We start from the raw sequence: 26,485 nt of genomic DNA, 5'->3' as shown, positions 1-26,485 counted from the left end.
CAGGCTATCCAAAGAGGTTATTTTTCATCGATTTTGACCGGCAGGCAAATGTTCTATGTTTACCCCATCATCCCTGACGCTTTCGGAGCCACCATGCACCCACGTTTACAACAGGATCTCGCGCAGTTTCCGCAGATCCTCGACCACACCCGCCAGTTGGCGGAAGATTTTCTGACCGGGCTGCAGCAACGCTCGGTCTGCCCGCCGCTCGAGCATCAGCAGCTGCAACCGGGCGACGATCGACTAGATGAAAACGGCGAAGGCGCCCTGGCGGCGCTGGAGCGCTTTTGGCAACGTTATCAGGCCGGCATTTCCGCCAGCGCCGGCCCGCGTTATTTCGGCTTCGTCACCGGCGGCGGCACCCCGGCGGCGGTCGCAGCGGACTGGCTGGTTAGCGTGACAGACCAAAATAGCTTGCTCAGCCATGATACCATCGCAGCCACGATCGAGCTGGCGGCCGTGACGCAGTTGAAATCCCTGCTGGGCCTGCCGGAAACGTTCAGCGGCAGCCTGGTCAGCGGCGCGACCATGGCCAATTTCACCGGGCTGGCCATTGGCCGGCAGTGGCTGGGACAACAGCACGGCATGGATATCGCCCAACAGGGCCTGGCGGCGCTGGGTTCCATCCGGGTATTGTCGGCCAATCCACATTCCAGCAGCGTGAAGGCGCTCAGCATGCTCGGTATCGGCCGCGAGGCGCTGACGACCGTCGCCAGCCTGCCGGAGTCTGAAGCCATGGATATGGAAGCACTGGAACGGCAGCTCGCCGCCGGCGCCGGCCAGCCAACGTTGGTACTGGCCAGCGCCGGTACGATCAACACCGTCGCTTTCGACGACCTGCCGCGTCTGCTGGCGCTGCGGGAGCGTTATCCGTTTTGGCTGCATGTCGATGCGGCATTTGGCGGCGTGGCGGCCTGCTCGCCGCTCTACGCTCCAAGACTTGAGGGCTGGCAGCATGCCGATTCCATCACTGTCGACGCGCACAAATGGCTGAACGTGCCTTATGACAGCGCGATCCAATTTACCCGCCATTTGGATCTGCAAATGCAGGTATTTCAGAACCATTCGGCCTACCTGGAAGCACCGACATTGCGGCCAGACAACTATCTGCATCTGACGCCGGAAAATTCGCGCCGCTTCCGCGCCCTGCCGCTTTGGCTGACGCTGAAAGCCTATGGCCGCAGCGGCATACGGGATATCGTCGAGCGCAACGTCCGATTGGCGCAGGCGCTGGGGGCGGCGCTGGCAGCCGATGACGGTTTCCAGCTGCTGGCGCCGGTGAATTTGAACGTGGTGTGCTTCGCACTCAGCCATCCACTGGGCGACAGCGAGGCGGCGCGCGATCGCTTTCTCGAGCGCCTGAGCCGGCACGGCGTGGTGCGCTGCACCCCTACGCGCTATAACGGTCAGCCGGGGATCCGCGCCGCGCTGGTCAACTGGATGACGGAGGAACAGGACATCCGGCTGGCGTTGGACTCGCTGCGCCATTGCCTGGCGGAAACGGCCTAGCGCGCGCGGCGTATTACCCGAGTTGGAAGGCCTGCAAACGCCGTTCTTGCCGCCCGTCATCGCCGATGTTATCCGGCGACAGCCAGGCGGCAAACGCCGCGCGCCGCGCCGGCCATTCCCCGTCGACGATCGACAGCCAGTCGGTGTCGCGCGTGCGTCCTTTGACGACGACGGCCTGGCGGAACGTGCCTTCATAGCGGAAACCCAAGCGCTCGGCGGCCTGGCGTGAAGGCAGATTGAGGCTATCGCATTTCCATTCGCAGCGCCGGTAGCCAAGATCGTCGAACAGATGCCGCAGCATCAGGAAAATCGCCTCGCTGCCCAGCGCGCTGCGCTTCATCAGCGGCGACCAGTTGATGGTGCCCAGTTCGGCCACGCCGTTGGCAGAATCGATGCGCAAAAAAGCGCAGCTTCCCACCGCGCACCCGTTTGACTGATCGATCACTACCATCGTGTTTCTGTCAGCGCTGGACGCCTGAGCCTGAAGATAACGCTGGAAATCTGCGCGCGACTGCGGCCGTTCCCAAAACAGATAAGTCCAGTCGCGATCGTCCTCGGCGGATTGATAAGCCTGATAAAGCGCCTCCCCCCAGCGCGCGAGGTTAAGCGGTTCGAGGCGGCAAAACCGCCCTTGCAACGGCGAGTGCCCGGGCATGCCTGCCGGCTGCCAATGAGGGAGGGCTTCGCCTATCGGCTGCCCATACTGATTCCGTCTCACCGCGACATCCTGTTTTTGAAAGGTGGAGAGGCAAGTTAAAACCAACGCGAGCCAGAGACAACTCCGACCTGCCATTCCTCCCCTGCGGATCGAGCCGCAGGATGATAGTTTAGAGAAATCACTGAATCACCGTTAAACATTCACGAAAACTATTTCATGTAAAATAAATATCCAGATAACTCATTGTAAAACGGTGATTTATAGCAACAAATAAGCTACACATTCCGGCCATAATGTTAACTTTCGTTTGCCGTTATGATAAAAAAAGAAGTGCTAATCATTAGCATGGAAAGCAGAAAAATACCATAACTTAATGATTTTTAAATAAAAAAACGAAAAAACACCAGAGGGAGCGTTTTTTGTCCACTCAAAAAATGCGCTGAAAGACGTCAAAAAAACGACACATGAATTTTTTTTAAGACTTTTCCTAGCAAACTAAAATTTTGTTTCGTGACATGATGAACAGATTCGCGGCAAGCAATGCAGACAGGCACGGGCGCCAAGCGCAGATCAGGCTCAACATGCCGAAGCTGGACGAGCAGCAGATCGCTCTGACTTAAGCCAAACTTATAGATTCATGCAATTAATAAGTTTAGTATGAAAATATCATTGAGTGACGCCGTGTTTATTGATAGAACACTCGCTACACTGAATTATTGCTCCATTTTGCCTTTCGGCTTTTTAGGCTTTTTCTCATATTACCGCAGTAAAACGGATTTAAGTGGGGGTGCGATATGCCAACGATTATCATGGATTCATGTAGCTATACCAGATTGGGGTTAACCGACTATCTGACTTCGCATGGCGTGAAGAAGCGCCATATTAATGCCATCGAGGACATTGACAGCCTGCATGAAAAATGCAGCAAGTTGAATCCGAGCCTGGTGTTTATTAACGAGGACTGCTTCATCCACGAAGCAAACGCCACCGAGCGAATAAAACGGGTCATTTCACTGCACCCGGATACGTTATTCTTCATCTTCATGGCCATTACCAACGTACATTTCGACGATTATTTATATGTTCGCAAGAACGTCATCATATCGTCAAAATCCATCAAGCCAGAGACTATGAATCAGCTACTTAGTCACTATCTCGAGAGAACGTCTCTGCGTACGGAGAAATCCTCTCTGGATCAAACGCCGGTAACGCTGAGCCAGACTGAATCAAACATGTTACGCATGTGGATGTCCGGTCAAGGCACCATCCAGATATCAGACCAGATGCAAATAAAGGCCAAAACGGTCTCTTCCCACAAGGGAAACATCAAGCGGAAAATAAAAACGCACAACAAGCAGATCATTTATCACGTTGTTCGTTTGACCGATACATTGACCAGTGGAATATTCGTCAATAGCCGCTGAACCACAGAGAACGCCCCCGCTCTGTTTTACCAGCCGTTAAATACCCGGTGATAATGTCATCTGGATAGCCGCCGCTGGAACCACAAAAAAATACCTGCTGCGTTATCCCCCGCTAGCGCAACGGGTATTTTTTTGCCGTCGATAAAAAAAATCTTACCGCAATGAAATAATCTCAAAATGGACAATTTCATTAGCAAATTAATGAGATTAGCCTAAGTTACTGCCCGTGCTCGCGACAGGGCTCCACAAACGTGCCGTCACGGCTGTCGATTTCATTAAAAAACCAGACGCCCGCCGGGTAGTCGTCAAGAGAAACCAGATACATGGTGCCTTCGTTGAACACCTCTACGGCCAGAATGACGCCTTCACGCCGCGGGCCGCCGTCTGTTTTTACCGTCACTCGATCGTTAACCTGCATACCCTTCTCCATTATTTGCGATTGCCGTCAGTGTATTACAAAACCGGAGGTGATGGACACCGCTCCAGCCCTGCCGGCCTCTGCTATCAGCGTAGCAGCCGCCTGGATTTTCACTTTCTTAACGGTTTGGCCGCAGAATCTTAAGCCGGTCTCGCGTAGCCTGTCTTCAGGCGTTTCCCCCCCAGAGAAGCGCTCGCAAATGAAGAAGTAACAAGGAACTTTTGCCCGCAGACTTGCGGGCTTTTTTTTGCGCACCGCTGAATTGCAGGCATAAAAAAACCCGCCGCGGCGGGTTTTTCTCAATCAGCGCCAGGCGCCAATTAGATAGCGGTAACGTTAGCCGCAGATGGACCTTTCGCACCGTTCTCGATAGAGAACTGTACGTTCTGGCCTTCAGCCAGGGTCTTGAAGCCTTGATCCTGGATAGCAGAGAAGTGTACGAATACGTCTTTGCTGCCGTCTGCTGGGGTGATGAAACCAAAACCTTTAGCTTCGTTGAACCACTTCACTTGACCTTTGATCATGTTAGACATGTCTAATTTCCTTCAATAATAAATGTAAGCCGCCATGGGCGAGGTAGCCGGTCATCAGTTACTTATGGAGGCACTGGAAAGGAAATTCGTCAGAGAAGGGCTATCCGGGATAACGCTTTAAATTTGAACTACTTTACTCAAAATGTCGTGCATAAATAGGTCTGTACCACAGGCCGACATCATTAACTCATGAGCGAGCGGCAATAGCAACCTTTTTCGCCGCAATGGGGCGCTAATCTCGGCTAAACGCACAGGAATTGACCCTGTCTGCCGATAGGGCCGCCGCCTGACTCGCCCGTAACGCCCAAGGCAAATGATAGTAATTCTCGTTCTGCTGTTTTATAGTTGCCTGACGAAATCATTCAGGGAGATTCACCATGCCGAGATGGCTTACATTACCGGCTGTCAGTACCGCCGCCCTGCTAGCCTTTGCCGCTTACAGCGCTCCGCAGAGTGCACTGGAGCTCAATTATCAAGCCCCCGACCCCAGCATGGCTCCCGCGCCCAAGCCGCCTGCCCCCTCTGAGCCGGCCCCCAAAACGGGAAAACCGCCGATCGCCTGGACAGAGGCGAGAGATAAAAGCGGTTTTCGCGTCGATATTGAGTGCGATCATCCTGGCTGCAGCAAACCGCGCGCCAAACCTTATCCCGCGTATGAAGGCCCGGTGAAGAAAACCGATCGCCGCCGCCAGTCTGATCCTTATTCCACCAATCAGGATCCCGATTACAACATTCAGTTGGGCTATGAGTGGTAGTGGCGCTTTCGGAGTAATGCCTATATCAGCCTCCTTTGCCGCTGCATAGAATATGCCTCAGTTCACCACTCCTCCTGGTGTTGAACACAACAAGCTGTGTTGCAAATCTTTATGCGCCTCCCTATAGGCGCTTTTTTTTGGGGCCTATCCCTCAAAGCGTCTTCCGATTACAGATTGCTCTCATTGCCCCACAAAGTGATGAATGTCACAAATACGCCTCCTTGCCATTCTTATTCGGAGGTAACGTTCATGGCCACAGGATCCCTTGCCCTCCTGGCCGTCTTGGCCGGCATTGCGGGCTTCGCCCTCTACAAGCATTTAAAATCTCAGAAAAAAAGCACACTCGTCCGCCCGCACGATCGGTAACCGACAACGCGCTTTCACCGCGAAGGCCCGGCACATCGCACGCCGCGCCTTCGCGGGCTGTCATGCTTTCATCACAAAATTGTCACATTATGGCCATATGATGATTCGCGTTTATCCGCTCTGGCTTAACACCAAGGATTTCGCCCATGACCATAATTAAAGCTGCAAACCATCAGGAAGCAGAAAAACTCATCCGCGCCGGCACCGCCAAGAAAATCGAACTGGCCTACGATATCGGCAGCGACGACTTCTTCCAGCTTGCCAGCCTGTGGTGCGATAAAGGCGCCAAAATCTCCAAAGGAAAAGAACACTTCATCGTCTCGTTGAAAGGGTTCCGCATCCCGCCTAACGATTAATGCCCTGCCGCCCATCGCGGCGGCTTCGCCCCTTCCTCGCAAAACCGCTCTATTCAACCACGCGCGCCTCATTCGATTTCGCTAAGCTAACAGCAGACTTTATTGCGGACGTTTCGCCTGATAATCACGTCCGCCACGATGAGGAGAGTAACCATGTCAACAAATGCAGCGCTGCCCGACACGATGAAAGCGATTGAAATCAGCCAACCGGGCGCTCCCGACGTTCTGGTCGTTACCGAACGCCCGGTGCCCGTTCCGCAAGCGGGCGAACTGCTGGTGAAAATCGCCGCCGCCGGCGTTAACCGCCCCGACGTGCTGCAGCGCCAGGGGAACTATGCCCCGCCGCCCGGCGCCTCGGATATCCCCGGCCTGGAAATTGCCGGCGAAGTGGTGGCCATCGGTGAAGGCGTGACCCACTTCGCGCTCGGCGATCGGGTTTGCGCCCTTATCGCCGGCGGTGGCTATGCGGAATACTGCACCGTGCATGAAAGCAATGCGTTGCCGGTGCCGGCGGGGCTGAGCCTGACCGAGGCCGCCGCGCTGCCGGAAACCTTCTTCACCGTCTGGGTCAACGTGTTCCAGCGCGGTCATCTCAAAGCCGGCGAAACCGTGTTGATCCATGGCGGCACCTCCGGCATCGGCACGGTCGCCACCATGCTGGCGAAGGCCTTCTGCGCCCAGGTGATCACCACCGTCGGCTCCGAAGAGAAACGTCAGGCCAGCCTGGCGCTGGGCGCCGACGTGGCGATTAATTACCGCAGCGAAGACTTTGTCGCACGCACCAAAGACGCCACCAACGGTAAAGGCGCCGACGTCATCGTCGACCTGATCGCCGGCGATTATGTCGCCAAAAACTATCAGGCCGCAGCGATGGAAGGCCGCATCGTGCAAATCGGCACGCAAAACGGCGTGGTGAAAGAGCTCAATCTGATGCCGCTGCTGCTGAAACGCCTGACCCATACCGGGTCGACGTTACGTTCGCGCAGCGTGGCGGACAAAGCGCAGATTGCCGCCGATCTGCGCGAAAAGGTTTGGCCGCTGCTGGAGCGCGGCGTGCTGAAACCGCAAATTTTTAAAACCTTCCCGCTTGAGCAGGCCGCGGCCGCGCATACGCTGATGGAGTCCAGCGAGCACATCGGCAAGATCATGCTGACGTTCTGAGCCTATTCCCCGCGGCCGGTGCTGCGGGGAAACCGATGCCGCACTCAGGGAATGATGCCGCGGCGGCGGAACTCATCGAACAGCGAGAAAAACATGGCTTCGGTTTCGACAAACTGGTGGAAACCGAAGCGCCGCGCCTTGCTGCCATCCGCGAACATGTCATAGTCCCAGGAAAAGACGAAATCGGCGAAACGCCAGCCGGCCACCGCGCGATAGTCCGGTTCGGCCAATTGGTGCCGCTGCGCCAACTCCCGCCACAGCGACGCTTTGTCCGCCATCATGCTCTCCAGCGGCATCGGCAGCGGCGGCGCACATTCCAGCCCAAAGTAAGCGGCGATTTTCGGCCACATCTCGCTCCAGCGAAACAGATCGCCGTTGTTGATATTAAACGCCTGATTGGCCGCCGCCGGCTCGGTCGCCGCCCACAGCGTGGCGCGCGCCAACAGCCCGGCGTCGGTCATTTCCAGCAGGCTGTGGTAAGCGCCCGGTTTACCCGGGAAGCGCAACGGCAGCCCGAGCGCTTTGCTGATCGAGGCGTAAACCGCGATGCTTAACGCCAGATTCATCGGATTGCCGAGGGAGAAGCCCCCCACCACGCTTGGACGGATGGCGCTCCAACGCCAGCGCTTGCCGGCCTGCCGCTGCGCCAGATACTGCTGCTGCGCCACGTTAAACTCCGGCGGCATATGCCCGGCGTCGCTTTCGCGCGCCGGCGTTTTAAACGGCCCCAAATGCGCGCCATACACCTTATAGCCCTGCATCAGGCTGATATGTTCCAACGCCGGCGCGACCGGCTCCAGTTCCTCGACGACGTGTTGCAGCATCTGCAGGTTCGGCGCCACCAGCCCCGCCCAGTCCGGCGCATCCTGATAGGCGGCATAGAAAACGTGGCTAATCGCGCTCAGCGGCCGCAGCGCGTCGCGCGTCGCCGCCGCATCCAGCAGATCAACCTGAAGGTGGCGCACCCCCGGCGCCGGTTGCCCACCCCGCCGCGAGACCCCCACCACTTGCCAGTCCTGTCCGGCCAGTTCCTCAATCAATCGGCGCCCAATCACGCCATTGGCGCCGATCACCAATGCCTGCCGCTTTGCATTCATCTTGTCACTCCTCGGGTTATCGATGCCCTGAGTGTCATTGATTAGTAATGCTTGCGGTAGAAGAGACTTTCCACTAACACTTATAAGAAAAATCTAGAGGCAAGATCGACATGGATAAGCTGAACGCCATGAAAACCTTTATGCGGGTGGCGGAGCTGGGCAGCCTGTCGGCCGCCGCTCGCGATCTGCGTTTGACGCAGCCGGCGGTCAGTCAGCAAATCGCCGGCCTGGAGCAGCAACTCGGGGCCCAACTGCTGTTTCGCAGCACCCGGGCGGTCACCCTGACCGATGCCGGCAGCAGTTATTATCAGCGCCTCAAACCGATTCTGGCGGCGGTCGACGAAGCGGAAGAAGCGCTGCGCGGCCAGCGCCACCAGTTACAGGGCAATCTGCGCATTCATGCCCCGACCGGGTTCGGGCAGTTGCACGTCACGCCGCTGGCCATCGCTTTCCAGCAACGTCATCCGAGCCTCGCCATCGAGCTGCTGCTGGACGATCGTCGCGCCGACGTGATCGGCGAAGGCATCGACGTAGCGCTGCGTTTCGGTGAACTGCATGCGCCCGGCATGGTGGCGAAACGTTTGGGCGAGCTGCAACGCCTGCTGGTGGCGTCACCGGCCTATCTGGACAAACATGGCACGCCCCGTTCGCCGGCGGAGCTGGCTAAACATGCGCACATTCGTTACAGCGGTTTGAACGACGGCGATACGCTCACTCTGTTCGGGCCGCACGGCCCCGAGATGGTTGCAGTGCGGCCCACGTTCCGCGCCAACAATACGCTATCGCTGCTGGCCGCCATTGAGGCTGGAGCCGGTATCGGCGGCGCCCAACGACCGTTAATCGCCGAGCAGCTGGCGACGGGGGCGCTGGTGCCCGTTTTGCCGGAATACCGCTACCCGCCCATGGCGCTGCACGCGGTCTATCCCGCCTTACGTTTTATTCCGGAGAAAGTGCGCGCCTGGGTGGCGCATCTGCAGCAGGCGTTGACGGCGATCGAGGGAATTAGCGGAGTGAAGGCTCCCGGCCAGGCGCCGGGAGCCTAATCATTATTTGAACAGTTTACCGACCATATCGCCCAGCTCGTTGCTGTCTTGCTGAACTTCACCGTTTGGTGAGGCGGCATCCGCGACCGTTGGCAAGAACTGCGCAATGGTGCTGGACGCCTGTGCCGGATCGATGCCCAGCTTTTCAGCCAGTTGGTTGATGGCGTCGCTACCCAACGCCTGCTGCACATGGTCGCCGGTAATCGACTGATTTTCGCCATTGCCGAGCCAGGAACCGACGATATCGCCGAACTGCCCCTGACGGAACTTGTCCAAAATGGCCTGCAGGCCGCCTTGTTGCTCGACCCACTGCATAATGGCGATGTAGTCGATACCTTTACCACCGTTGGCGCCGCCGCCCAGAATGTTACCCAATACGCTATCGAACAGACCCATGATATTCCCCTTTCAGCGGGTACGGCCCGCGCCGCACCGCCGGATTGATTTCACGAAAAAGGGCCGCCGCGGCGACCCTGTTGAGCAACGGCTGCTTAGCCTTTGATCTTCCTGTAGACAAAAAGCACCACCAGAGCACCGATTACCGCCACCACAAAGCTGCCCAGGTTAAAACCGTCAACGCGGCCCATACCGAAGAAGGTGCTGATATAGCCGCCGACGACGGCGCCCACGATCCCCAATATAACGGTCACAATAAAGCCGCCGCCGTCTTTGCCCGGCATAATCCACTTGGCCAGGATACCGGCGATTAAACCAAAAATGATCCAGGAAATGATGCCCATCTTTACTCTCCCTATTACCTTTTGCCTAACAGAAATCCTATTACCAGGCCCACGACGGCGCCGGCGCCTATCCCCGCCCAAGGGTTATCCTTAAGGCAGGCACATGATTGCTCGAGCGCTGCTTTTACACCGCTGCTCACTTCGCAGGCGGTGGTTTTCACGTAGTCGCTCGGTTGCTCAACACCGTTTAGATCGTCATTTTCATATGACATGTCAAACCCTTACAGACCAACTCTCTGAGAATTTCGTCACATGTTTCGCGCCAGGCGCCGTCCGCTCCGCGATCTTGCTCTGGGCAATCTGCCCGCTGCCGCTCAATGCGGAGGCGTCCGGCGGCAAACGCACAACTTCACACTATGACTATAGTAAAAAATCAGCGGTTTACCCATTTCCGTCCGTCTGAATTTCACCATACAAAAAACGATCTGATTTCATCCCACTGTCATCTTGCAAGGCTAAACTTTAAACACATCCTCCTGGAGGAAACGCCAATGTTCAATGCCCCTGTAGTCCTGATCCTCGCGCTACTGTACGCACTGGCCGCCGCTTGGGACGGTTCCGCGGCGTTACTGTTTCATTGAGGTTACATAGCCGTTGTCACTTTTGCGATGTGCTTAATTGTGTCTTTATTTTTCAATTTCGCCAGCCGGTTGAAATAGCGGAAAATATCCCCTCCTCCCTCGGTAAAAATCCTATTTCGCTTCGTTTTTCGCCTGCGTTTAAATAAAGCGTAAAAAAAGCATTAATGGAAAATCCTGTTTAGCACAAAATATTCTATCATCTTCCTTATGGAAATTTGGGTTAAGGTCCCATTGGGAAAGAAAAGGAATAACAGGAAAAATGCTTTCTAACCAACGCTTTGAGCGCGAATTATTGCGCCCTCGTTATTGGTTGTTGTGGATAGGACTGGGAATACTCTATCTCTTGGTATTACTGCCCTACCCGCTCATTTATCGGCTCGGACACGGCCTTGGCAGAATAGCCATGCGCCTAATGAAACGCCGGGTAAAAATAGCGCGCCGCAATTTAGAACTCTGCTTCCCCGCGATGCCCGCTGCCGAGCGCGAGGCGCTGATCGTCAAAAATTTTGAGTCCGTCGGCATGGGGCTGTTCGAAGTCGGCATGGCCTGGTTCTGGCCCGACTGGCGCATCGCCCGCTGGTTCAAGGTGAGCGGCATGGAAAACATGCGGTTGGCGCGTCAGGACGGCAAAGGCGTTCTGCTGATCGGTCTGCATTTCCTGACGCTGGAACTGGGCGCGCGCATTTTCGGCATGCAAAACCCCGGCATCGGCGTGCACCGCCCGCACAACAACAAGCTGATGGAATGGGTACAGACCCGCGGCCGGCTGCGCTCAAATAAATTCATGATCGATCGTAAAGATATCAAAGGCATGATCCGCAACCTAAAACAGGGCGAAATCCTGTGGTACGCGCCGGATCACGATTATGGGCCGCAAAGTAGCGTATTCACACCGTTCTTCGCCGTGGACAATGCCGCCACGACCACCGGCACCTTTATCCTGGCGCGCATGGGGCGGCCGTCGATCGTGCCTTTCGTGCCGCGCCGCCTGCCAAACGCTCAGGGCTATGAGCTGATCGTGCAGCCGCCGTTGACGGGCTTCCCGCTGGATGATGAAACGCGCGCGGCGGCCATGATGAACCGCGTGGTGGAAGAACAGGTGCTGCTGGCGCCCGATCAATACATGTGGTTGCACCGCCGCTTTAAAACCCGCCCACCCGGCGAGCCGTCGCTGTATTAACCGCGTTCGCGCCTTTGCCCGTCCTACCGGCGGCGAAGGCGCTCACCTCGCACGAGCATTCTACGTCAGGGGGACTACACTAATAAGTCACCGACGGCAATTATTGCCGCCAGCAATCATTTCTTCCCGCCCGAGGGCCGGTCGTTGCCTGTCGGGCCACAACCGAGGTCAATGTCATGCTGGTACAACCCTATTTGTTCTTCAGCGGCAACTGTGAGCAAGCGATTAACTTCTATGTACAGCAGTTGAATGCCAAAATTGAAATGGTCATGCGCTTCAAAGACATGCCCGAAGAAGCCCGCCAAGGCGGGCCGGAGGACGTCAATCCTGAAGCGATCATGCATGCGCGCCTGCTGATCGGCGACGGCGTACTGATGGCCTCCGACGGCTGTCCGCAAGATGACAGCGGCGGTGCTTCCCACAAAGGTTTCTCGCTGTCGCTGAACCCCAGCGATGCGGAACAAGGACGCAAACTGTTCGACAATCTGGCGCAGGGCGGCCAGGTGACGATGCCTTACCAAGCCACCTTCTGGGCCAAAGGTTTTGGCATGCTGACCGACAAATTCGGCGTCAACTGGATGATCAACGTCGAATAACCCCGCATGGCGCCGCTAGCTGTAGCGGTGCCAGTCATACGCCGCTTTGGCGAACAGCACGAACAGCAGCGCCAACAGCGCCAATCCCAACCGCCAATAGGGCGACCGGCGGCGGCGCCAGGCGAAGTACATCATCACCGCCAGCGTTCCCAGCGTAAGGGGGTAATACACCGCCAGCGTCAGTAAAGCGATAATGATGTAATCAGACATTGCTCTTTCACTCCGAGGTGCTCACACCGCCGCTGATGCGGGCTGCGATCGACCTTTCGCCTTATCGCCTCGTTAAAGGCTAGAGGTCTGGCGCATTTATGCATAAAATATAAGATTGCTCTTAACTCAAACTGAATAGTAATCACACAACAAGGGTGACATGACTCAGCAGCAACCCATACAGGATGCCGTGCCGGCGCGCAGCGTTAAAAGCTCCCCATTATTATTTCAGGCCGGCGTGTTTGTCATCATCGTTGCCGCCACGCTGATCCTCTTTAACAGCTGGCAAATCTGGAACGCACACCAGCGCGATCTGCGCAGCGCCGAGCATGAATCCGCCAACCTCGCCCGCTCGCTGGCGCAGCATGCCGACGATACTTTCATGCAGGTGGACGGCAATCTGCTCGATCTGACCGAACGTCTCCAGAACGACGGATTGGGGCCCTCGCAATTGACCCGGCTGCAGCGGGTGATGCAAACGCAGGTCGGCAACCTGCCGCAGCTGCATGGGCTGTTTCTCTACGATGCGCGCGGCCGCTGGCTGGCGACCTCTTCGGGCAAATTCATCAAGAACGCCAACAACGCCGATCGCGATTACTTCATATACCATCAAAACCGCGACGACGGCGGCCTGTACATCGGCAAGGTGATCCGCAGCCGCACCACCGGCGATCTGATCATTCCCGTTTCGCGGCGTTTCAACAACCCGGACGGCAGCTTTGGCGGCGTGGTGCTGGCGACGCTGTACATCGATTATTTCCGCCAGTTTTACGACAGCTTCGCCCTCAACACCGACGCCTCACTGAACCTGCTGCTGGCGGACGGCACCATCCTTTACCGCCGCCCTTACTCGGCGGCGTCGATCGGTAAAAACATCGCCAAGGGCGTGCTGTTCAGCGAAATTTTGCCGCATTCGGAATTCGGTAACGCCACCATCACCTCGCTGTACGATAAAGTAGAGCGCATCTACGGCTATTCGCGGGTCAACCGCTTTCCGCTGGTGATCGCCGCCGGGCTGTCGAAACGCGACGCGCTGGCGGACTGGCGCACCGACGCCGGGCTATTCGCCGCCGGCGGCCTCTCGCTGCTGGTGATCCTGTTGGCGATGGGCATGGTTCTGCTGCGGCAAATCAAGCACAGCATGCAAACCGAAGCTGAGCTGATGCGTACCCGCGATCAGTTGACCAGCATCAACCAGATGCTCGAAGAGCTGGCGCTGCTGGACGGCCTGACCGGGCTGGCCAACCGCCGCCAGTTTGATATCGCGCTGAAGAACGAGCTGGCGCGGGCTTCGCGCAACTACCGCAGCGTGGCGCTGCTGATGCTGGATATCGACTATTTCAAACAGTACAACGACAGCTATGGCCACGTCGCCGGTGACCAATGCCTGCAGCAGATCGGCCAAACGCTCAAAGGGTTGGCGTGCCGCAGCAACGACGTTCTGGCGCGTTACGGCGGCGAAGAGATGGGGATTATCCTGCCGGATACCGACGTCCAGGGCGCACTGATTTTCGCCGAACGCGTCATCAACGCGGTGCGCGATCTGAAAATTCCGCATCAGGGTAATCCGCACGGCATCGTCACCATCAGCATCGGTATCTGCGCCAAAGTGCCGCATATGTATAACGATACGCCGATCAGCTTTATCAATGAGGCGGACAGTGCGTTGTATCAGGCCAAGAAAAAAGGCAAAAACTGCATTTACGGCGCTTAATCATTAATCGGGCCACCAAAATTTGGCGGCCCGATTTATTACTAACCCAAATGAAATAATTCCCCTCCGCAACATTATTTCCCCGGTTTACCCTGCGCTCTGGATAAAATAACGCCAATAATAAGCGCAATATTTATTTCTATTAAAATTCAATGAGATAAAAAACTCGCCATTCCGCAGACAATTCGTGCCATTTTTGATTATTCGTGCCTACACGTAGCTCCGTTTAGCCCTCGTTTACTTTTCATTGGTATTGCCGGTGATACTCTTATCAGGACTATTCTCTATATCAGGAAGCCATCGCACGCTTCGGCGCACTGCGCCCTGCTGATACATCCATAATAGAACCCACAAATTTCACGTTGCAATTGGGCGGCCTGTTGACGCCGCTCCAGCCAGCCACGGCGCAAGCCAGTGCAGCCAACCACGCGGCAACCTGAAAGCGGGAATAAAGCGATATAGATTTGCGAGGAGATCTCATGCCTACTGGCGATATTATGCGTGAACAGGCCGTCCTGACGCTGCCGTTGCGACAATGGGCGGCAGCGGAAGCATCCAGCGCGGTCAGCGAACTGGAACAGGGCAAGGTGCTGTTTCTGCCCGAGCTGGCCTTCACTCTATCTGAGCAGGAAATGCCGCTGCTGGATCCGACGTTGGTCGATCCGAAACGCAAAAACATCAGCTATCAACCGCTGTCCGGCAAACTGAGCGGCGTCGCCGTCGCGGAACGCCGGCAACAGGTTCAGCAACTGCTGGAGCGCTATTATCAATCTTGCCGCCAGCTGATCGCCGGGCTGTTGCCCGAGTATCAGGAGGCGCTGCACCACCCCACCGGCAGCCTGCGTTTGCACCCGGTTTCCGCCTGGCGGGCGACCAGTTCCTGGCGCAAAGACGACAGCCGCCTGCACGTTGACGCTTTCCCGTCGCGCCCGAACTATGGCGAACGCATTCTGCGCATTTTCACCAACATCAACCCGCACGGCGAGCGTCGCCAATGGCGCGTCGGCGAGCCGTTTCCTGAACTTGCGCAACGCTTTATGCCGCGCCTCGCGCGCTATTCCGCCTTCAGCAGCTGGCTGCAGCACCAGGTGCGCATCACCAAAACCCGGCGCAGCCATTATGACCACCTGATGCTGCAGTTGCATGACGCCATGAAGGCCGACGGTGATTATCAGCAACGGGGTCCGCAGCTGGCGCTGGAATTCCCGCCGGGCAGCAGCTGGATTTGCTTCTCGGATCAAACGCCGCACGCCGCGATGGGCGGCCAGTTTATGTTGGAACAGACCTTCCTGTTGCCGGTGAACAAGATGCAGGATCCGCAGCGTTCGCCGCTGAAAGTGTTGGAACAGCTGCGCGGGCAGCCGCTGATCTGAATGACTCGCCGCCGCCGGGATGCCGGCGGCGGCGAAACGCGCATTATGCCTCGAAGTCCCCTTGCTGGCGCGCCACCAGCGTCAGGATGCTGTACAGCGCCACCGGTTGCTGCTCCTGATTCAACACCTGAACATCCCACACCACCACGCCGTGCGGCCGATCTTCGGCGGTTTTTTGCGGCTTGCGGATTTTCTTTTTGCAGGTCAGCCGCACCTGAATGGTGTCGCCGATCTTCACCGGTTCGATAAAGCGCAGATTCTCCATGCCATAGTTGGCGATCACCGGCCCGACGGCGGCGTCGACAAACAGCCCAGCCGCGGCGGACACCACAAAGTAACCGTGCGCCACCCGCTCGCCGAACAGCGAATCGGCAGCGCCGATCTTGTCCATGTGCGCGTAAAAGTGGTCGCCGCTCAGGCAGGCGAAGTTGACGATATCCGCTTCGGTCACGGTGCGGCGCGCGGTCAACAGGCTGTCGCCCAGCTGCAGCTGCTCGAAGTATTTCCGGAACGGGTGCACCGGGTGTTCGGCGACCGGCGCGCCGCGCACCCATTCGCCGCCGATGGCCGCCAGCATCGCCGGGCTGCCCTGGATCGCCGTACGCTGCATATAGTGCTTCACCGCGCGCAGTCCACCCAGCTCTTCACCGCCGCCGGCGCGCCCCGGGCCGCCGTGCACCAGCATCGGCAGCGGCGAACCGTGGCCGGTGGACTCCGCCGCCGCCTGTTCATCCAAAATCAACATGCGGCCATGGGCGCACGCCGCCGCGCGAATGAATCGCTTGGCCAATGCCGGATCGGCGGTCACCAGCGATCCCGCCAGGCTGCCCTGCCCCAGCAACGCCAACGCGATCGCCTGCTCGGTATCCGCATACGGCATCAGCGTCGCCACCGGGCCGAAGGCCTCAGTGCCGTGCACCGCCTGATGGGTGAACGGATCGGCGCAATACAGCAGGGTCGGCGGATAAAACGCCCCGCCGCGCGCGCCGTCGCCCATGACTTCCAGCTTATCCAGCGACGCGCCGCACAGCGGTTCGCAGCCGTTGCGCAGCAGGAACTCCACCTTGCTTTGCACATCATCACGCTGCTCGTGGCTGACCAGCGCCCCCATGCGCACCTGCTCCAACTGCGGGTCGCCCACCGTCACTCCCGCCAGACGCTGCAACAAGGCCTGACGTACCGCCGCCACCTGCGCCGCCGGCACGATGATGCGGCGGATCGCGGTGCATTTCTGCCCCGCCTTGGCAGTCATTTCACGGCACACTTCTTTGATAAACAGCGCAAATTCCGGCATCTCCGGCGTCACGTCTTCCGCCAGCACGCAGCAGTTGAGCGAATCCGCCTCCATGGTGAACGCGATCGATTTTTCCAACAGGCGCGGATGCGCCCGCAGCCGCTGCCCGGTCTGCGCCGAGCCGGTAAAGGTCACCGCATCCTGGTAATCCAGGTGCGCAAACATGTCGCCGACGCCGCCGCATACCAACTGCAGCGCCCCTTCCGGCACCAGCCCGCTGTCGACGATCAGCCTGACCATCGCCTGCGTCAGTTGCGCGGTGGCGGTGGCCGGCTTGATGATGGCCGGCATGCCCGCCAGCCAGGTCGGCGCCAGTTTTTCCAGCATGCCCCAGCAAGGGAAGTTGAAGGCGTTGATATGCAGCGCCACGCCGGGGCGCGAGGTCAATACGTGGCGGGCGGCGAACTGCGCCTGCTTCGACAGCGGGATCAGCTCATCTTCCGGCCACAGCGTATCATCCGGCAGATCGCGGCCGGCCATGCCGGCATAGGCGAACAGCGTGGCGATGCCGCCTTCGATATCGACCCAGCCGTCGCCGCGCGTCGCGCCGGTTTGATAGGAAATCTGATACAGCGCCTCTTTATGCGCCAGCAGGTGTTTCGCCACCGCTTTCAGCATCTGGGCGCGCTGCTGGAATGTCATGTGCGCCAGCGCCGGGCCGCCGTGGCTGCGCGCATAGCTCAGGCTCGCCGCTAACGGCAGGCCGTCGGAGCAGACCTGGTACAACGCTTCGCCGGTCACGGCGTGACGGATCTCGCGCGCCTCTCCCTGCCCGTACACCCAGGCGCCAGAAAGATAACTGTGTAACTGCTGCATGTGCCCTCCGGAATTCATAAATTTTCACCATACAGCTTAATTACGTATCACATAAATGCCAGTCGACGCCAAACTCAATTTTAACAAAAAGAGAACAAGAAGCGCTTTCAAGCCGATTTTCCGGCGTTAATACGGAGTCATTGCTTTTATTTATTAAATAAAATCAAAAAATTAACACAAACACTTGTGAGTGAGCTCGCAAAACCACATAAATCTCGTTTGATCTTTTTGTTATCAGTTTGTAGCCTTATGGTTAGTTAAAGTGATTCACATTTTTATATTTAATGTGAAAAATACGAATCACCAAGAGGCAAGCATGACAACTGACGCACAGTATCAGCAGCATTTCGACGACAAGATCGCGGCGGATATCGCCATTGAGGCCAAAGACTGGATGCCGGACGCCTATCGTCAGAACCTGATTCGGCAAATCGGCCAACACGCCCACTCGGAAGTCATCGGCATGCTGCCGGAAGCCAACTGGCTGACGCGCGCCCCCACGCTGCGCCGCAAGGCGGTGCTGCTGGCCAAAGTGCAGGATGAGGCCGGCCACGGTCTGTACCTCTACAGCGCCGCCGAGACCCTCGGCTGTTCGCGCCAGGACATCTACCAAAAGATGCTCGACGGCAAGATGAAGTACTCCTCTATCTTCAATTACCCCACGCTCAACTGGGCGGATATCGGCGTGATCGGCTGGCTGGTCGACGGCGCCGCCATCGTCAACCAGGTGGCGCTGTGCCGCGCGTCCTACGGCCCCTATGCGCGGGCGATGGTGAAGATCTGCAAAGAGGAAAGCTTCCACCAGCGCCAGGGCTATGAGGCGGTAATGGCGATGGCCAACGGCAGCGACACGCAGCGCGCCATGCTGCAGGACGCCATCGATCGCTTCTGGTGGCCGGTGCTGATGATGTTCGGCCCGAGCGACGCCGACTCCCCCCACAGCGCCCAGAGCATGGCGTGGAAGATCAAACGCCACAGCAACGATGAGCTGCGGCAGAAGTTCGTCGACAACACCGTACCGCAGCTGGAAGCGCTGGGCATGACGGCGCCGGATCCGGATCTGCACTGGGATGCCGCCGCCGGCCACTATCGCTTCGGCGAGATCGACTGGAGCGAGCTGCATGAGGTGATCAAAGGGCGTGGCCAATGCAACCACGAACGCCTGCAGGCCAAACGCCGCGCCTGGGAAGACGGCGCTTGGGTGCGTGACGGCGCCATGGCCCACGCCGCGAAAAACGCCGCTTCCGCCGCATAGCCAACATAAGGAACCGAGATCATGAGCCACGTTGAATGGCCGCTGTATGAAGTGTTTATCCGCAGCAAACAAGGGCTGGCGCATCGCCACGTCGGCAGCCTGCACGCCGCCGACGACCAAATGGCGCTGGAAAACGCCCGCGACGCCTACACGCGCCGTAATGAAGGCTGCTCGATTTGGGTGGTGCAATCCCGCCATCTGATCGCCTCGCAGCCGGAAGACCGCGGCGCCTTCTTCGATCCGTCCGAAGACAAGATCTACCGTCATCCGACGTTTTACACCATTCCCGACGGCATCAAGAACATGTAGAGGCGACCATGACGGTTAACGATCCGCGCATCAGCTATTTGCTCCGCCAGGGCGACACGCCTTTGATCCTCGCCCAGCGTCTGTGCGCCTGGTGCGGCCACTCGCCCGAGCTGGAAATCGATCTGGCGTTGGCCAACATCGGACTCGATCTGCTCGGCCAGGCGCGCAACTTCCTGAGCTACGCCGCCGAACTGGCCGGGCCGCCCTGCAGCGAAGACAGCCTGGCCTTCGGCCGCGACGAACGCCAGTTTCATAACCTGTTGCTGGCGGAACAGCCGAACGGCGGTTTCAACGACACGTTGGTGCGCCAGTTCCTGCTCGACGTCTACCACGTGCAGCTGCATCAGGCGTTGAGCCGCAGCGGCGATGCGCAGATCGCCGCCATCGCCGCCAAGTCATTGAAGGAGGCCGATTACCACCTGCGCTTCAGCCGCGGCTGGATGATCCGCCTCGGCGACGGCAACGACATCAGCCACCGCAAGATCCAGCAGTCGCTGGATAACCTGTGGCGCTTCACCGCCGAGCTGTTCCACGCCGACGCGCTGGAGCTTGAGCTGGCGGAACAGGGCATCGCCGTCGATCCGCGCCAGCTGCAGGCTCCCTGGCAAGCGCAGGTGGAGGAGACGCTGCGCCAGGCGACGTTGACGCTGCCCGCCGAGCAGGCGTTCCGGCACGGCGGCAAACAAGGCCGACACAGTGAACACCTCGGCCCGCTGCTGGCGGAGATGCAGTTCCTGCAACGCGCCTATCCAAACGGCCAATGGTAGGAGGCTGCGATGAACGTCACTCGTTTGCAACCCGCTGAAATCCCGCAGATTTGGCACTGTCTGCAACAGATCAGCGATCCCGAACTGCCGGTGCTGTCGATTACCGATTTGGGCATGGTGCGCGACGTGGCCCGCGACGGCAGCGGCTGGCGCGTGACCTTCACCCCAACCTATTCCGGCTGCCCGGCCACCGAATTTCTGCTCAACGCCATTGAGCAGCGGCTGACGGCCGCCGGCTTCAGCCCGGTGCAGGTGGACATCCGTCTCAGCCCGGCCTGGACCACTGATTGGATGAACGCCGACGCCCGCGAGCGGCTGCGGCAATACGGCGTAGCGCCGCCGCAGGGCCACACCTGCGATCGGCCGCATGCCCACGGCCCGGTAGCCTGCCCGCGCTGCGGCAGCACCCACAGCGAGAAGATCAGCGAGTTCGGCTCCACCGCCTGTAAAGCGCTGTACCGCTGTTGCGACTGCCGGGAACCGTTCGACTATTTCAAATGCATATAGGAGCGCTGACACCATGACGGTCTTTCATCGCCTGAGCGTCGCCGCCATCGAGCGCGAAACGCCGGACGCCGTAGCCATCACCCTGCGGGTGCCCGAAGAGCTGCAAAACCAATACCGCTATACCCCCGGCCAGCACCTGACGCTCAAGGCGCTAGTCAACGGCGAAGAACTGCGGCGTTGCTATTCCATCTGCAGTTCGCCGCAGGAAGGCCTGCTGCAGATCGGCGTAAAAGCGATTGATCAGGGCCGTTTCTCCGGCTTCGTCAACCGCATGCTGAAAGTCGGCGATGCGCTGGAAGTGATGGTGCCGCAGGGGCGCTTCGGCTATCAGCCGCAGGCGGAGCGCCGCGGCAACTACCTGGCGATCGCCGCCGGCTCCGGCATCACACCGATGCTGTCGATCATCAAGGCAACGCTGCAGTTCGAACCGGGCAGCAGGTTCACCCTGATCTACGGCAACCGCAACAGCCGTTCGATGATGTTCAAAGAGGCGCTGTCGGATCTGAAAAACCGCTACCCGCAGCGTTTTCAGCCGCTGTACCTGTTCAGCCAAGAGAGCCTCGACAGCCCGCTGCTCAGCGGCCGCATAGACCGTGAACGCCTGGCGGCGATCGGCGGCGCGCTGCTGGATTTCCGCGACTATGACCACGCCTTTATCTGCGGGCCGGAATCGATGATGGACGACGCGCAGACCGTGCTGGAGCAGGCCGGCGTACCGGCCAATCACATCCACAGCGAACGCTTCAACACCAGCGGCCTGGTCACCCGCCCGCGCCACAGCGGCGATCGCAACGCCACCCGGGTGGCGATCCTGCTCGACGGCCGCCGGTTGGATATCGAGGTCGGCGAACAGGACGACAGCATTCTCGATGCCGCGCTGCGCCAGGGTGCCGATCTGCCCTACGCCTGCAAAGGCGGCGTGTGCGCCACCTGCAAATGCCGTCTCAAGGCCGGCCAGGTGGAGATGGGCGTCAACTACAGCCTGGAGCCGGATCAGTTGGCGGCGGGCTATGTATTGAGCTGCCAGTCGTGGCCGAAAGGCGACGGCGTGGTGTTGGACTTCGACGTCTAGGAGCCGCGATGGACACCCCCTTTATTTTGCATCAGCAGCAACACCGCGTGGTCACGCTGACGCTGCATCGCCCGGAGGCGCGTAATGCCCTGAGCACGCCGTGTCTGGAACAGCTGGTTGCCCGGCTGGAGCAGGCCGACGCCGACAGCGGCGTGGGCGCCGTGGTGATCGCCGGCGCGGCGCGCTTCTTCGCCGCCGGCGCCGATCTGCGCGAACTGCAACAGCAGGATCTGCCGGCCACGCTGGCGGATCGCCGTCCGCAGCTGTGGCAACGGCTGACGCAGTTCAGCAAACCGCTGCTGGCGGCGGTGAACGGTTATGCCCTGGGCGCCGGCTGCGAGCTGGCGCTGGCCTGCGACATCGTCATCGGCGGCGAAAGCGCCCGCTTCGGCCTGCCGGAGATCACCCTCGGCCTGATGCCGGGCGCCGGGGGCACCCAGCGTCTGATCCGCTGCGTCGGCAAGGCGCGCGCCAGCCAGATGGTACTGACCGGCGAAGCCATCGACGCCCGCACCGCGCTGCAGGCCGGCCTGATCAGCGAAGTATGTGTCGATGCCCTGACGCTGGAGCGCACGCAGCAGATTGCCGATCGCATCAGCCGCCAGGCGCCGCTGGCGCTGCGCGCCGCCAAACAGGCGCTGAAACAGGCCGAGGAAATCGGCCTTAGCCAGGGGCTGGCGATGGAGCGTCAGCAATTTGTCACCCTGGCCGCCACCGACGATCGCCGCGAAGGCATCGCCGCCTTTTTCGAAAAACGTACGCCAAACTATCAGGGGCGCTGATTTATGGATAACGCATTGATTCTCAGCCATCTCGACGCCGGCGTGTTGACGCTGACCCTCAACCGGCCGGATCGGCTCAACAGCTTTAACGACGAGATGCATCGCCAGCTGAGCGAAGCGCTGACGCAAGCCGAGCGCGACGACAGCGTGCGCTGCCTGCTGATCGCCGGTGCCGGGCGCGGTTTCTGCGCCGGGCAGGATCTCAACGATCGCAACGTCAGCGCCGATCAACAGGCGCCGGATCTCGGCCTGTCGGTCGAACGTTTCTACAACCCCCTGATCCGCCGCCTGACCGCCCTGCCGAAACCGGTGGTATGCGCAGTCAACGGCGTGGCGGCCGGCGCCGGCGCCGCGCTGGCCCTGGCGTGCGATATCGTCATCGCCGCCGACAACGCCGGCTTTATTCAGTCGTTCTGCCGTCTGGGGTTGGTGCCTGATTCCGGCGGCAGTTGGTTCCTGCCGCGGCTGGCCGGCCACGCCCGCGCGATGGGCATGGCCTTGCTGGGTGACAAAATCAGCGCTCAACAGGCGCTGGAGTGGGGCATGATCTGGCAGGTGGTGCCGGCGGATGAATTGGCCGACCGCACGCAAACGCTGGCGCGCCATCTGGCCACCCAGCCGACCTACGGTTTGGGGCTAATCAAGAAAGCCATCTACAGCTCGGCCACCAACAGCCTCGATCAACAGCTCGATCTGGAACGCGATCTGCAGCGATTGGGGGGCCGCAGCGACGACTATCGCGAAGGCGTCAGCGCATTCTTCGCCAAACGCACGCCAAATTTCAGCGGGAAATAGCCATGAACGCGCCCCTTCTTAATGGCCAGGTGGCGGTGATCGGCGCCGGCACCATGGGCATCGGCATCGCCCAGGTGGCCGCCGCCGCCGGCCACCCGGTACGGCTGTTCGATATCGCGCCCGCCGCCGCCCAGCGCGCGATCGACGAACTCGCTCGCCGCCTGCGGCAGCGGGTCGACGGCGGCAAGGCCGACGTAAACGCCACCGAGGCGCTGCTGGCGCGCCTCGAACGCGCCGACTCGCTCGAGCAACTGGCCGACTGCGCGCTGGTGATTGAAGCGGTGGCGGAAAATCTGGCGATCAAGCAGAGCCTGTTCCGCGATCTGGAAGCGGTCTGCTCGCCCACGGCGCTGTTCGCCAGCAATACCTCCTCGCTGTCAATCACCGCCATCGCCGGCGCCTTGCAACACCCGGCGCGCATGGCCGGGCTGCACTTCTTCAACCCGGCGCCGCTGATGAAGCTGGTGGAGATCGTCAGCGGTCTGGAAACCGGGGCCGAGACCCTCGCCGCGCTGCAGGCCCTGGCGCAGCGCTGGGGTAAGCAGAGCGTCGTGTGCCGTTCGACGCCGGGATTCATCGTCAACCGCGTGGCGCGGCCATTCTACGCCGAAACCCTGCGCGCGCTGGAGGAACGGGTGGCCGACGCCGCCACCCTGGATGCAGTCATGCGCGACGCCGGCGGCTTCGCCATGGGCCCGCTGCAGTTGACCGATCTGATCGGCCAGGACGTCAATTACGCCGTGACCGACTCGGTGTATCAGGCCTTCTACCAGGATCCGCGCTTCACCCCCTCACTGGTGCAGCAGGAGCTGGTGGCCGCCGGACATCTCGGCCGCAAATCCGGCCGCGGCTTCTACCGCTACGACGCGCAACGCCCCGCCGCAGAGATGATCGCCTTTGCGCCGCCGGCGCAGGCCGCGCCGCCGCAACGCGTCACGCTGCACGGCGACTGGTCTTCGCTGGCCGATTTGGCGGAACTGTTGATCGAAAATGCGGGGGCGATCAAACAACCTGGCCAGACCAGCCCGTACCTCACGATCGACGACGTTACACTGATGTTAACCAATGGTAAAACCGCCGACCAACTGGCCGACGAACGTGGAACGCCCGTGGTGCTGTTCGATCTCTGTGCCGACTATGCGCATGCCTCCGCCATCGCCATCAGCTGCGCGGCGCAAAACGGCGCGCAACACAATGCCAACGCGATTCGCCTGCTGCAGTCCCTCGGCAAGCAGGTCATTCAACTGCCGGATTATCCCGGCCTGCTGACGATGCGCACTCTGGCCATGCTGGCCAACGAAGCGCTCGACGTGGTGAACAAAGGCGTCGCCGGCGCCGAAGATACCGATCTGGCGATGCTGCGCGGTGTCAACTATCCGCGCGGCCCGCTGGCCTGGGGCGCCGCACTCGGCTGGCGCCACATTCTGACGACGCTGGAAAACCTGCAACGCTATTACGGCGAAGCGCGCTATCGCCCGATGCCGCTGCTGCGCCGCTACGCTTCCCCCGCCTCTTTCTCAGGAGCCGAACGATGAACGCCAATACGCCGCGCGCGCTGGCTCAGCGCTGCGCCGAACAGATGTTCCAGCAAGATACCTGCGCTCAGGCGATGGGGATGCATATCGACGCCGTCGACGCCGGGTACGCTCAGGTCAGCATGACCGTCGGCCCGCAGATGCTCAATGGCCACCAGACCTGCCACGGCGGCCAGCTGTTCAGCCTGGCGGACACCGCCTTCGCCTACGCCTGCAACAGCCAGGGGTTGGCGGCGGTGGCCTCCGGCTGCAGCATCGACTTCGTCCGCCCGGCGCTGGCCGGCGATCGCCTCACCGCCAGCGCGGCGGTGCGCCACCAGGGCAAAGCCACCGGGCTGTACGACGTCGAGATCGTTAACCAACTGGGCAAAACCGTCGCCTGGTTCCGTGGCCGCGCGCACCGCCTCGGTCACAGCATTTTAGGAGATCAGGCATGAATCAGGCATTTATCTGCGACGGCGTGCGCACCCCGATCGGCCGCTATGGCGGCGCGCTGGCCCAGGTGCGCGCTGACGACCTCGCCGCCCTGCCGCTGCGCGTGCTGCTGGAGCGCCATCCGCAGGTGGATTGGGCGCAGCTGGACGACGTGATCCTCGGCTGCGCCAACCAGGCCGGGGAAGACAACCGCAATCTGGCGCGCATGGCGCTGCTGCTGGCCGGATTGCCGGTCGGCGTTTCCGGCACTACGGTGAACCGCCTGTGCGGTTCGGGCCTGGATGCGCTGGCGATGGCGGCGCGCAGCATCAAGGCCGGCGACGCCGGGCTGCTGCTGGCCGGCGGCGCGGAATCGATGACCCGCGCGCCGCTGGTGATGGGCAAGGCCGACAGCGCCTTCAGCCGCCAGGCGCAGCTGTACGACACCACCCTCGGCTGGCGCTTCGTCAATCCGCGGATGCAGGCCGAGTTCGGCACCGATTCGATGCCGGAGACCGCCGAAAACGTCGCGGCGCAGTTCAATATCAGCCGCGCCGATCAGGACGCCTTTGCGCTGCGCAGCCAGCAGCGCGCCGCCCGGGCGCAGGCGCTGGGCCACCTGGCGCAGGAGATAGCACCGGTCAGCCTCACCGGTAAAAAAGGCGCGGTCACCCTGTTCAGCCAGGATGAACACCCGCGCGCCGACACCACCTTCGAGCAGCTGCAGGCGCTGAAAACCCCGTTCCGTCAGCCCGGCAGCGTCACCGCCGGCAACGCCTCGGGCCTGAACGACGGCGCGGCGGCGTTGATCGTCGCCTCCGAAGCGATGGCGGCGCGCCAGGGCCTGACGCCGCGCGCGCGCATCCTTGCCACCGCCACCTGCGGCGTGGAGCCGCGCCTGATGGGCATCGGCCCGCTGCCGGCCACCCGCAAGGTGCTGGAGATCGCCGGGCTGAACCTGGCGCAGATGGACGTCATCGAACTGAACGAAGCGTTCGCCGCCCAGGCGTTGGCGGTGATGCGCCAGCTTGGCCTGCCGGACGATGCCCCGCAGGTTAACCCCAACGGCGGCGCGATCGCTCTGGGGCACCCGCTGGGCATGAGCGGCGCGCGCCTGGCGCTGGCCGCCCTGTTTGAACTGGAACGGCGAGCCGGCCGCTATGCGCTTTGCACCATGTGCATCGGCGTCGGCCAAGGCATCGCCATGATCATTGAGCGTGTCTGA

General features: G+C 60.1%; 29 protein-coding genes. 20 read left to right on the top strand and 9 right to left on the bottom strand.

What is annotated here, in order from left to right; translation table 11 throughout:
• The first annotated feature begins 93 nt into the window (after nt 1-93).
• The gene (locus ACJ8PL_RS11775; protein ID WP_442531176.1) at nt 94-1,509 is read left to right on the top strand and encodes a pyridoxal phosphate-dependent decarboxylase family protein; all 1,416 of its coding nucleotides are present in this window, start codon (nt 94-96) and stop codon (nt 1,507-1,509) included.
• 13 nt (nt 1,510-1,522) lie between these two features.
• Here ACJ8PL_RS11775 and ACJ8PL_RS11770 read toward each other — a convergent pair whose 3' ends face one another.
• Nucleotides 1,523-2,164 carry a GNAT family N-acetyltransferase gene (locus tag ACJ8PL_RS11770; protein ID WP_240294092.1) on the bottom strand — a complete coding sequence of 214 codons (642 nt, stop codon included), beginning with the start codon at nt 2,162-2,164 and terminating at the stop codon, nt 1,523-1,525.
• Between the two features lie 797 nt (nt 2,165-2,961).
• On the opposite strand from ACJ8PL_RS11770, the gene rcsA reads away from it, so the two are divergent.
• A complete protein-coding gene (rcsA, locus tag ACJ8PL_RS11765) occupies nt 2,962-3,591 on the top strand; it encodes a transcriptional regulator RcsA (RefSeq protein WP_004935115.1) in 630 nt (209 codons plus the stop codon).
• A 217-nt stretch (nt 3,592-3,808) separates the two neighbouring features.
• Here rcsA and dsrB read toward each other — a convergent pair whose 3' ends face one another.
• Nucleotides 3,809-4,009 carry a protein DsrB gene (gene dsrB, locus ACJ8PL_RS11760; RefSeq protein ID WP_004935117.1) on the bottom strand — a complete coding sequence of 67 codons (201 nt, stop codon included), beginning with the start codon at nt 4,007-4,009 and terminating at the stop codon, nt 3,809-3,811.
• Nucleotides 4,010-4,329: 320 nt separating this feature from the next.
• Nucleotides 4,330-4,542 carry a transcription antiterminator/RNA stability regulator CspE gene (cspE, locus tag ACJ8PL_RS11755; protein WP_004935122.1) on the bottom strand — a complete coding sequence of 71 codons (213 nt, stop codon included), beginning with the start codon at nt 4,540-4,542 and terminating at the stop codon, nt 4,330-4,332.
• A gap of 377 nt (nt 4,543-4,919) precedes the next feature.
• Here cspE and ACJ8PL_RS11750 point away from each other — a divergent pair, with 377 nt between their 5' ends.
• The 3 genes from ACJ8PL_RS11750 to ACJ8PL_RS11740 all read left to right on the top strand — a co-directional run bounded on the left by ACJ8PL_RS11750 (nt 4,920) and on the right by ACJ8PL_RS11740 (nt 7,180).
• Nucleotides 4,920-5,297 (top strand): hypothetical protein, encoded by a 378-nt coding sequence (locus ACJ8PL_RS11750; protein ID WP_028128133.1) that lies wholly within the window; start codon nt 4,920-4,922, stop codon nt 5,295-5,297.
• 512 nt (nt 5,298-5,809) lie between these two features.
• Entirely contained in the window at nt 5,810-6,019 is a 210-nt protein-coding gene (locus tag ACJ8PL_RS11745; protein ID WP_004935132.1) for a hypothetical protein, read from the top strand.
• Between the two features lie 153 nt (nt 6,020-6,172).
• A complete protein-coding gene (locus ACJ8PL_RS11740) occupies nt 6,173-7,180 on the top strand; it encodes an NAD(P)H-quinone oxidoreductase (protein ID WP_028128134.1) in 1,008 nt (335 codons plus the stop codon).
• 44 nt (nt 7,181-7,224) lie between these two features.
• Here the strand turns inward: ACJ8PL_RS11740 and ACJ8PL_RS11735 are convergent, their stop codons facing one another.
• Nucleotides 7,225-8,277, bottom strand: a complete 1,053-nt coding sequence (locus ACJ8PL_RS11735) for an SDR family oxidoreductase (RefSeq protein WP_442531175.1) — start codon at nt 8,275-8,277, stop codon at nt 7,225-7,227.
• Between the two features lie 110 nt (nt 8,278-8,387).
• Between ACJ8PL_RS11735 and ACJ8PL_RS11730 the strand changes: the two genes are divergently transcribed.
• Complete coding sequence (locus ACJ8PL_RS11730) at nt 8,388-9,320, top strand: LysR family transcriptional regulator (RefSeq protein ID WP_033639977.1); 933 nt, start codon at nt 8,388-8,390, stop codon at nt 9,318-9,320.
• A gap of 3 nt (nt 9,321-9,323) precedes the next feature.
• On the opposite strand, the gene ACJ8PL_RS11725 is transcribed toward ACJ8PL_RS11730, so the two are convergent.
• The 3 genes from ACJ8PL_RS11725 to ACJ8PL_RS11715 form a co-directional block, all read right to left on the bottom strand.
• On the bottom strand, nt 9,324-9,716 hold the full coding sequence (locus ACJ8PL_RS11725; RefSeq protein WP_016927203.1) for a YidB family protein: 393 nt from the start codon (nt 9,714-9,716) through the stop codon (nt 9,324-9,326).
• Nucleotides 9,717-9,811: 95 nt separating this feature from the next.
• Nucleotides 9,812-10,060: a GlsB/YeaQ/YmgE family stress response membrane protein gene (locus ACJ8PL_RS11720; RefSeq protein ID WP_004935146.1), complete on the bottom strand. Its 249-nt coding sequence runs from the start codon at nt 10,058-10,060 to the stop codon at nt 9,812-9,814.
• A gap of 14 nt (nt 10,061-10,074) precedes the next feature.
• Nucleotides 10,075-10,272, bottom strand: coding sequence for a glycine zipper domain-containing protein (locus ACJ8PL_RS11715; protein ID WP_004935148.1), 198 nt, complete (start codon nt 10,270-10,272; stop codon nt 10,075-10,077).
• A gap of 628 nt (nt 10,273-10,900) precedes the next feature.
• On the opposite strand from ACJ8PL_RS11715, the gene ACJ8PL_RS11710 reads away from it, so the two are divergent.
• Together ACJ8PL_RS11710 and yjdN are read left to right on the top strand one after the other, a co-directional pair.
• Nucleotides 10,901-11,821, top strand: a complete 921-nt coding sequence (locus ACJ8PL_RS11710; protein WP_442531174.1) for a Kdo(2)-lipid IV(A) acyltransferase — start codon at nt 10,901-10,903, stop codon at nt 11,819-11,821.
• A 176-nt stretch (nt 11,822-11,997) separates the two neighbouring features.
• Nucleotides 11,998-12,417: a VOC family metalloprotein YjdN gene (gene yjdN, locus ACJ8PL_RS11705; protein WP_016927200.1), complete on the top strand. Its 420-nt coding sequence runs from the start codon at nt 11,998-12,000 to the stop codon at nt 12,415-12,417.
• 15 nt (nt 12,418-12,432) lie between these two features.
• Here yjdN and ACJ8PL_RS11700 read toward each other — a convergent pair whose 3' ends face one another.
• Nucleotides 12,433-12,627, bottom strand: a complete 195-nt coding sequence (locus tag ACJ8PL_RS11700) for a hypothetical protein (protein ID WP_049240706.1) — start codon at nt 12,625-12,627, stop codon at nt 12,433-12,435.
• A 160-nt stretch (nt 12,628-12,787) separates the two neighbouring features.
• Here ACJ8PL_RS11700 and ACJ8PL_RS11695 point away from each other — a divergent pair, with 160 nt between their 5' ends.
• Nucleotides 12,788-14,341 carry a sensor domain-containing diguanylate cyclase gene (locus ACJ8PL_RS11695; RefSeq protein ID WP_033639975.1) on the top strand — a complete coding sequence of 518 codons (1,554 nt, stop codon included), beginning with the start codon at nt 12,788-12,790 and terminating at the stop codon, nt 14,339-14,341.
• A gap of 479 nt (nt 14,342-14,820) precedes the next feature.
• On the top strand, nt 14,821-15,714 hold the full coding sequence (locus ACJ8PL_RS11690) for a Kdo hydroxylase family protein (protein WP_028128136.1): 894 nt from the start codon (nt 14,821-14,823) through the stop codon (nt 15,712-15,714).
• 43 nt (nt 15,715-15,757) lie between these two features.
• Here ACJ8PL_RS11690 and paaZ read toward each other — a convergent pair whose 3' ends face one another.
• Nucleotides 15,758-17,824, bottom strand: coding sequence for a phenylacetic acid degradation bifunctional protein PaaZ (paaZ, locus tag ACJ8PL_RS11685; protein ID WP_016927196.1), 2,067 nt, complete (start codon nt 17,822-17,824; stop codon nt 15,758-15,760).
• A gap of 316 nt (nt 17,825-18,140) precedes the next feature.
• On the opposite strand from paaZ, the gene paaA reads away from it, so the two are divergent.
• From paaA to pcaF, 10 genes are read left to right on the top strand one after another with little or no spacing between them, the layout of a single operon-like run.
• Nucleotides 18,141-19,079: a 1,2-phenylacetyl-CoA epoxidase subunit PaaA gene (gene paaA, locus ACJ8PL_RS11680; protein ID WP_015378348.1), complete on the top strand. Its 939-nt coding sequence runs from the start codon at nt 18,141-18,143 to the stop codon at nt 19,077-19,079.
• 21 nt (nt 19,080-19,100) lie between these two features.
• Nucleotides 19,101-19,388 (top strand): 1,2-phenylacetyl-CoA epoxidase subunit PaaB, encoded by a 288-nt coding sequence (gene paaB, locus ACJ8PL_RS11675; RefSeq protein WP_004935173.1) that lies wholly within the window; start codon nt 19,101-19,103, stop codon nt 19,386-19,388.
• An 8-nt stretch (nt 19,389-19,396) separates the two neighbouring features.
• On the top strand, nt 19,397-20,155 hold the full coding sequence (gene paaC, locus ACJ8PL_RS11670) for a 1,2-phenylacetyl-CoA epoxidase subunit PaaC (RefSeq protein WP_442531173.1): 759 nt from the start codon (nt 19,397-19,399) through the stop codon (nt 20,153-20,155).
• Nucleotides 20,156-20,164: 9 nt separating this feature from the next.
• On the top strand, nt 20,165-20,662 hold the full coding sequence (gene paaD / locus ACJ8PL_RS11665; RefSeq protein WP_060444593.1) for a 1,2-phenylacetyl-CoA epoxidase subunit PaaD: 498 nt from the start codon (nt 20,165-20,167) through the stop codon (nt 20,660-20,662).
• 13 nt (nt 20,663-20,675) lie between these two features.
• Nucleotides 20,676-21,734 carry a 1,2-phenylacetyl-CoA epoxidase subunit PaaE gene (paaE, locus tag ACJ8PL_RS11660; RefSeq protein ID WP_016927193.1) on the top strand — a complete coding sequence of 353 codons (1,059 nt, stop codon included), beginning with the start codon at nt 20,676-20,678 and terminating at the stop codon, nt 21,732-21,734.
• A gap of 8 nt (nt 21,735-21,742) precedes the next feature.
• Nucleotides 21,743-22,516, top strand: coding sequence for a 2,3-dehydroadipyl-CoA hydratase PaaF (gene paaF, locus ACJ8PL_RS11655; protein ID WP_016927192.1), 774 nt, complete (start codon nt 21,743-21,745; stop codon nt 22,514-22,516).
• Nucleotides 22,517-22,519: 3 nt separating this feature from the next.
• Nucleotides 22,520-23,311, top strand: a complete 792-nt coding sequence (paaG, locus tag ACJ8PL_RS11650) for a 2-(1,2-epoxy-1,2-dihydrophenyl)acetyl-CoA isomerase PaaG (protein WP_015378353.1) — start codon at nt 22,520-22,522, stop codon at nt 23,309-23,311.
• Between the two features lie 2 nt (nt 23,312-23,313).
• A complete protein-coding gene (locus ACJ8PL_RS11645) occupies nt 23,314-24,846 on the top strand; it encodes a 3-hydroxyacyl-CoA dehydrogenase (RefSeq protein WP_442531172.1) in 1,533 nt (510 codons plus the stop codon).
• Nucleotides 24,843-25,283 (top strand): hydroxyphenylacetyl-CoA thioesterase PaaI, encoded by a 441-nt coding sequence (paaI, locus tag ACJ8PL_RS11640; protein WP_016927190.1) that lies wholly within the window; start codon nt 24,843-24,845, stop codon nt 25,281-25,283. The genes ACJ8PL_RS11645 and paaI overlap by 4 nt, the downstream gene beginning before the upstream one ends.
• On the top strand, nt 25,280-26,485 hold the full coding sequence (gene pcaF, locus ACJ8PL_RS11635) for a 3-oxoadipyl-CoA thiolase (RefSeq protein WP_079451541.1): 1,206 nt from the start codon (nt 25,280-25,282) through the stop codon (nt 26,483-26,485). Before paaI ends, pcaF begins: the two co-directional genes overlap by 4 nt.

Origin of the sequence: Serratia sp. CY83965 (assembly GCF_052166375.1) — a bacterium.
Classification (GTDB): domain Bacteria; phylum Pseudomonadota; class Gammaproteobacteria; order Enterobacterales; family Enterobacteriaceae; genus Serratia; species Serratia marcescens.
Note: the sequence above shows the minus strand (reverse complement) of the source record. Positions and strands in the feature narration are given on the sequence as shown.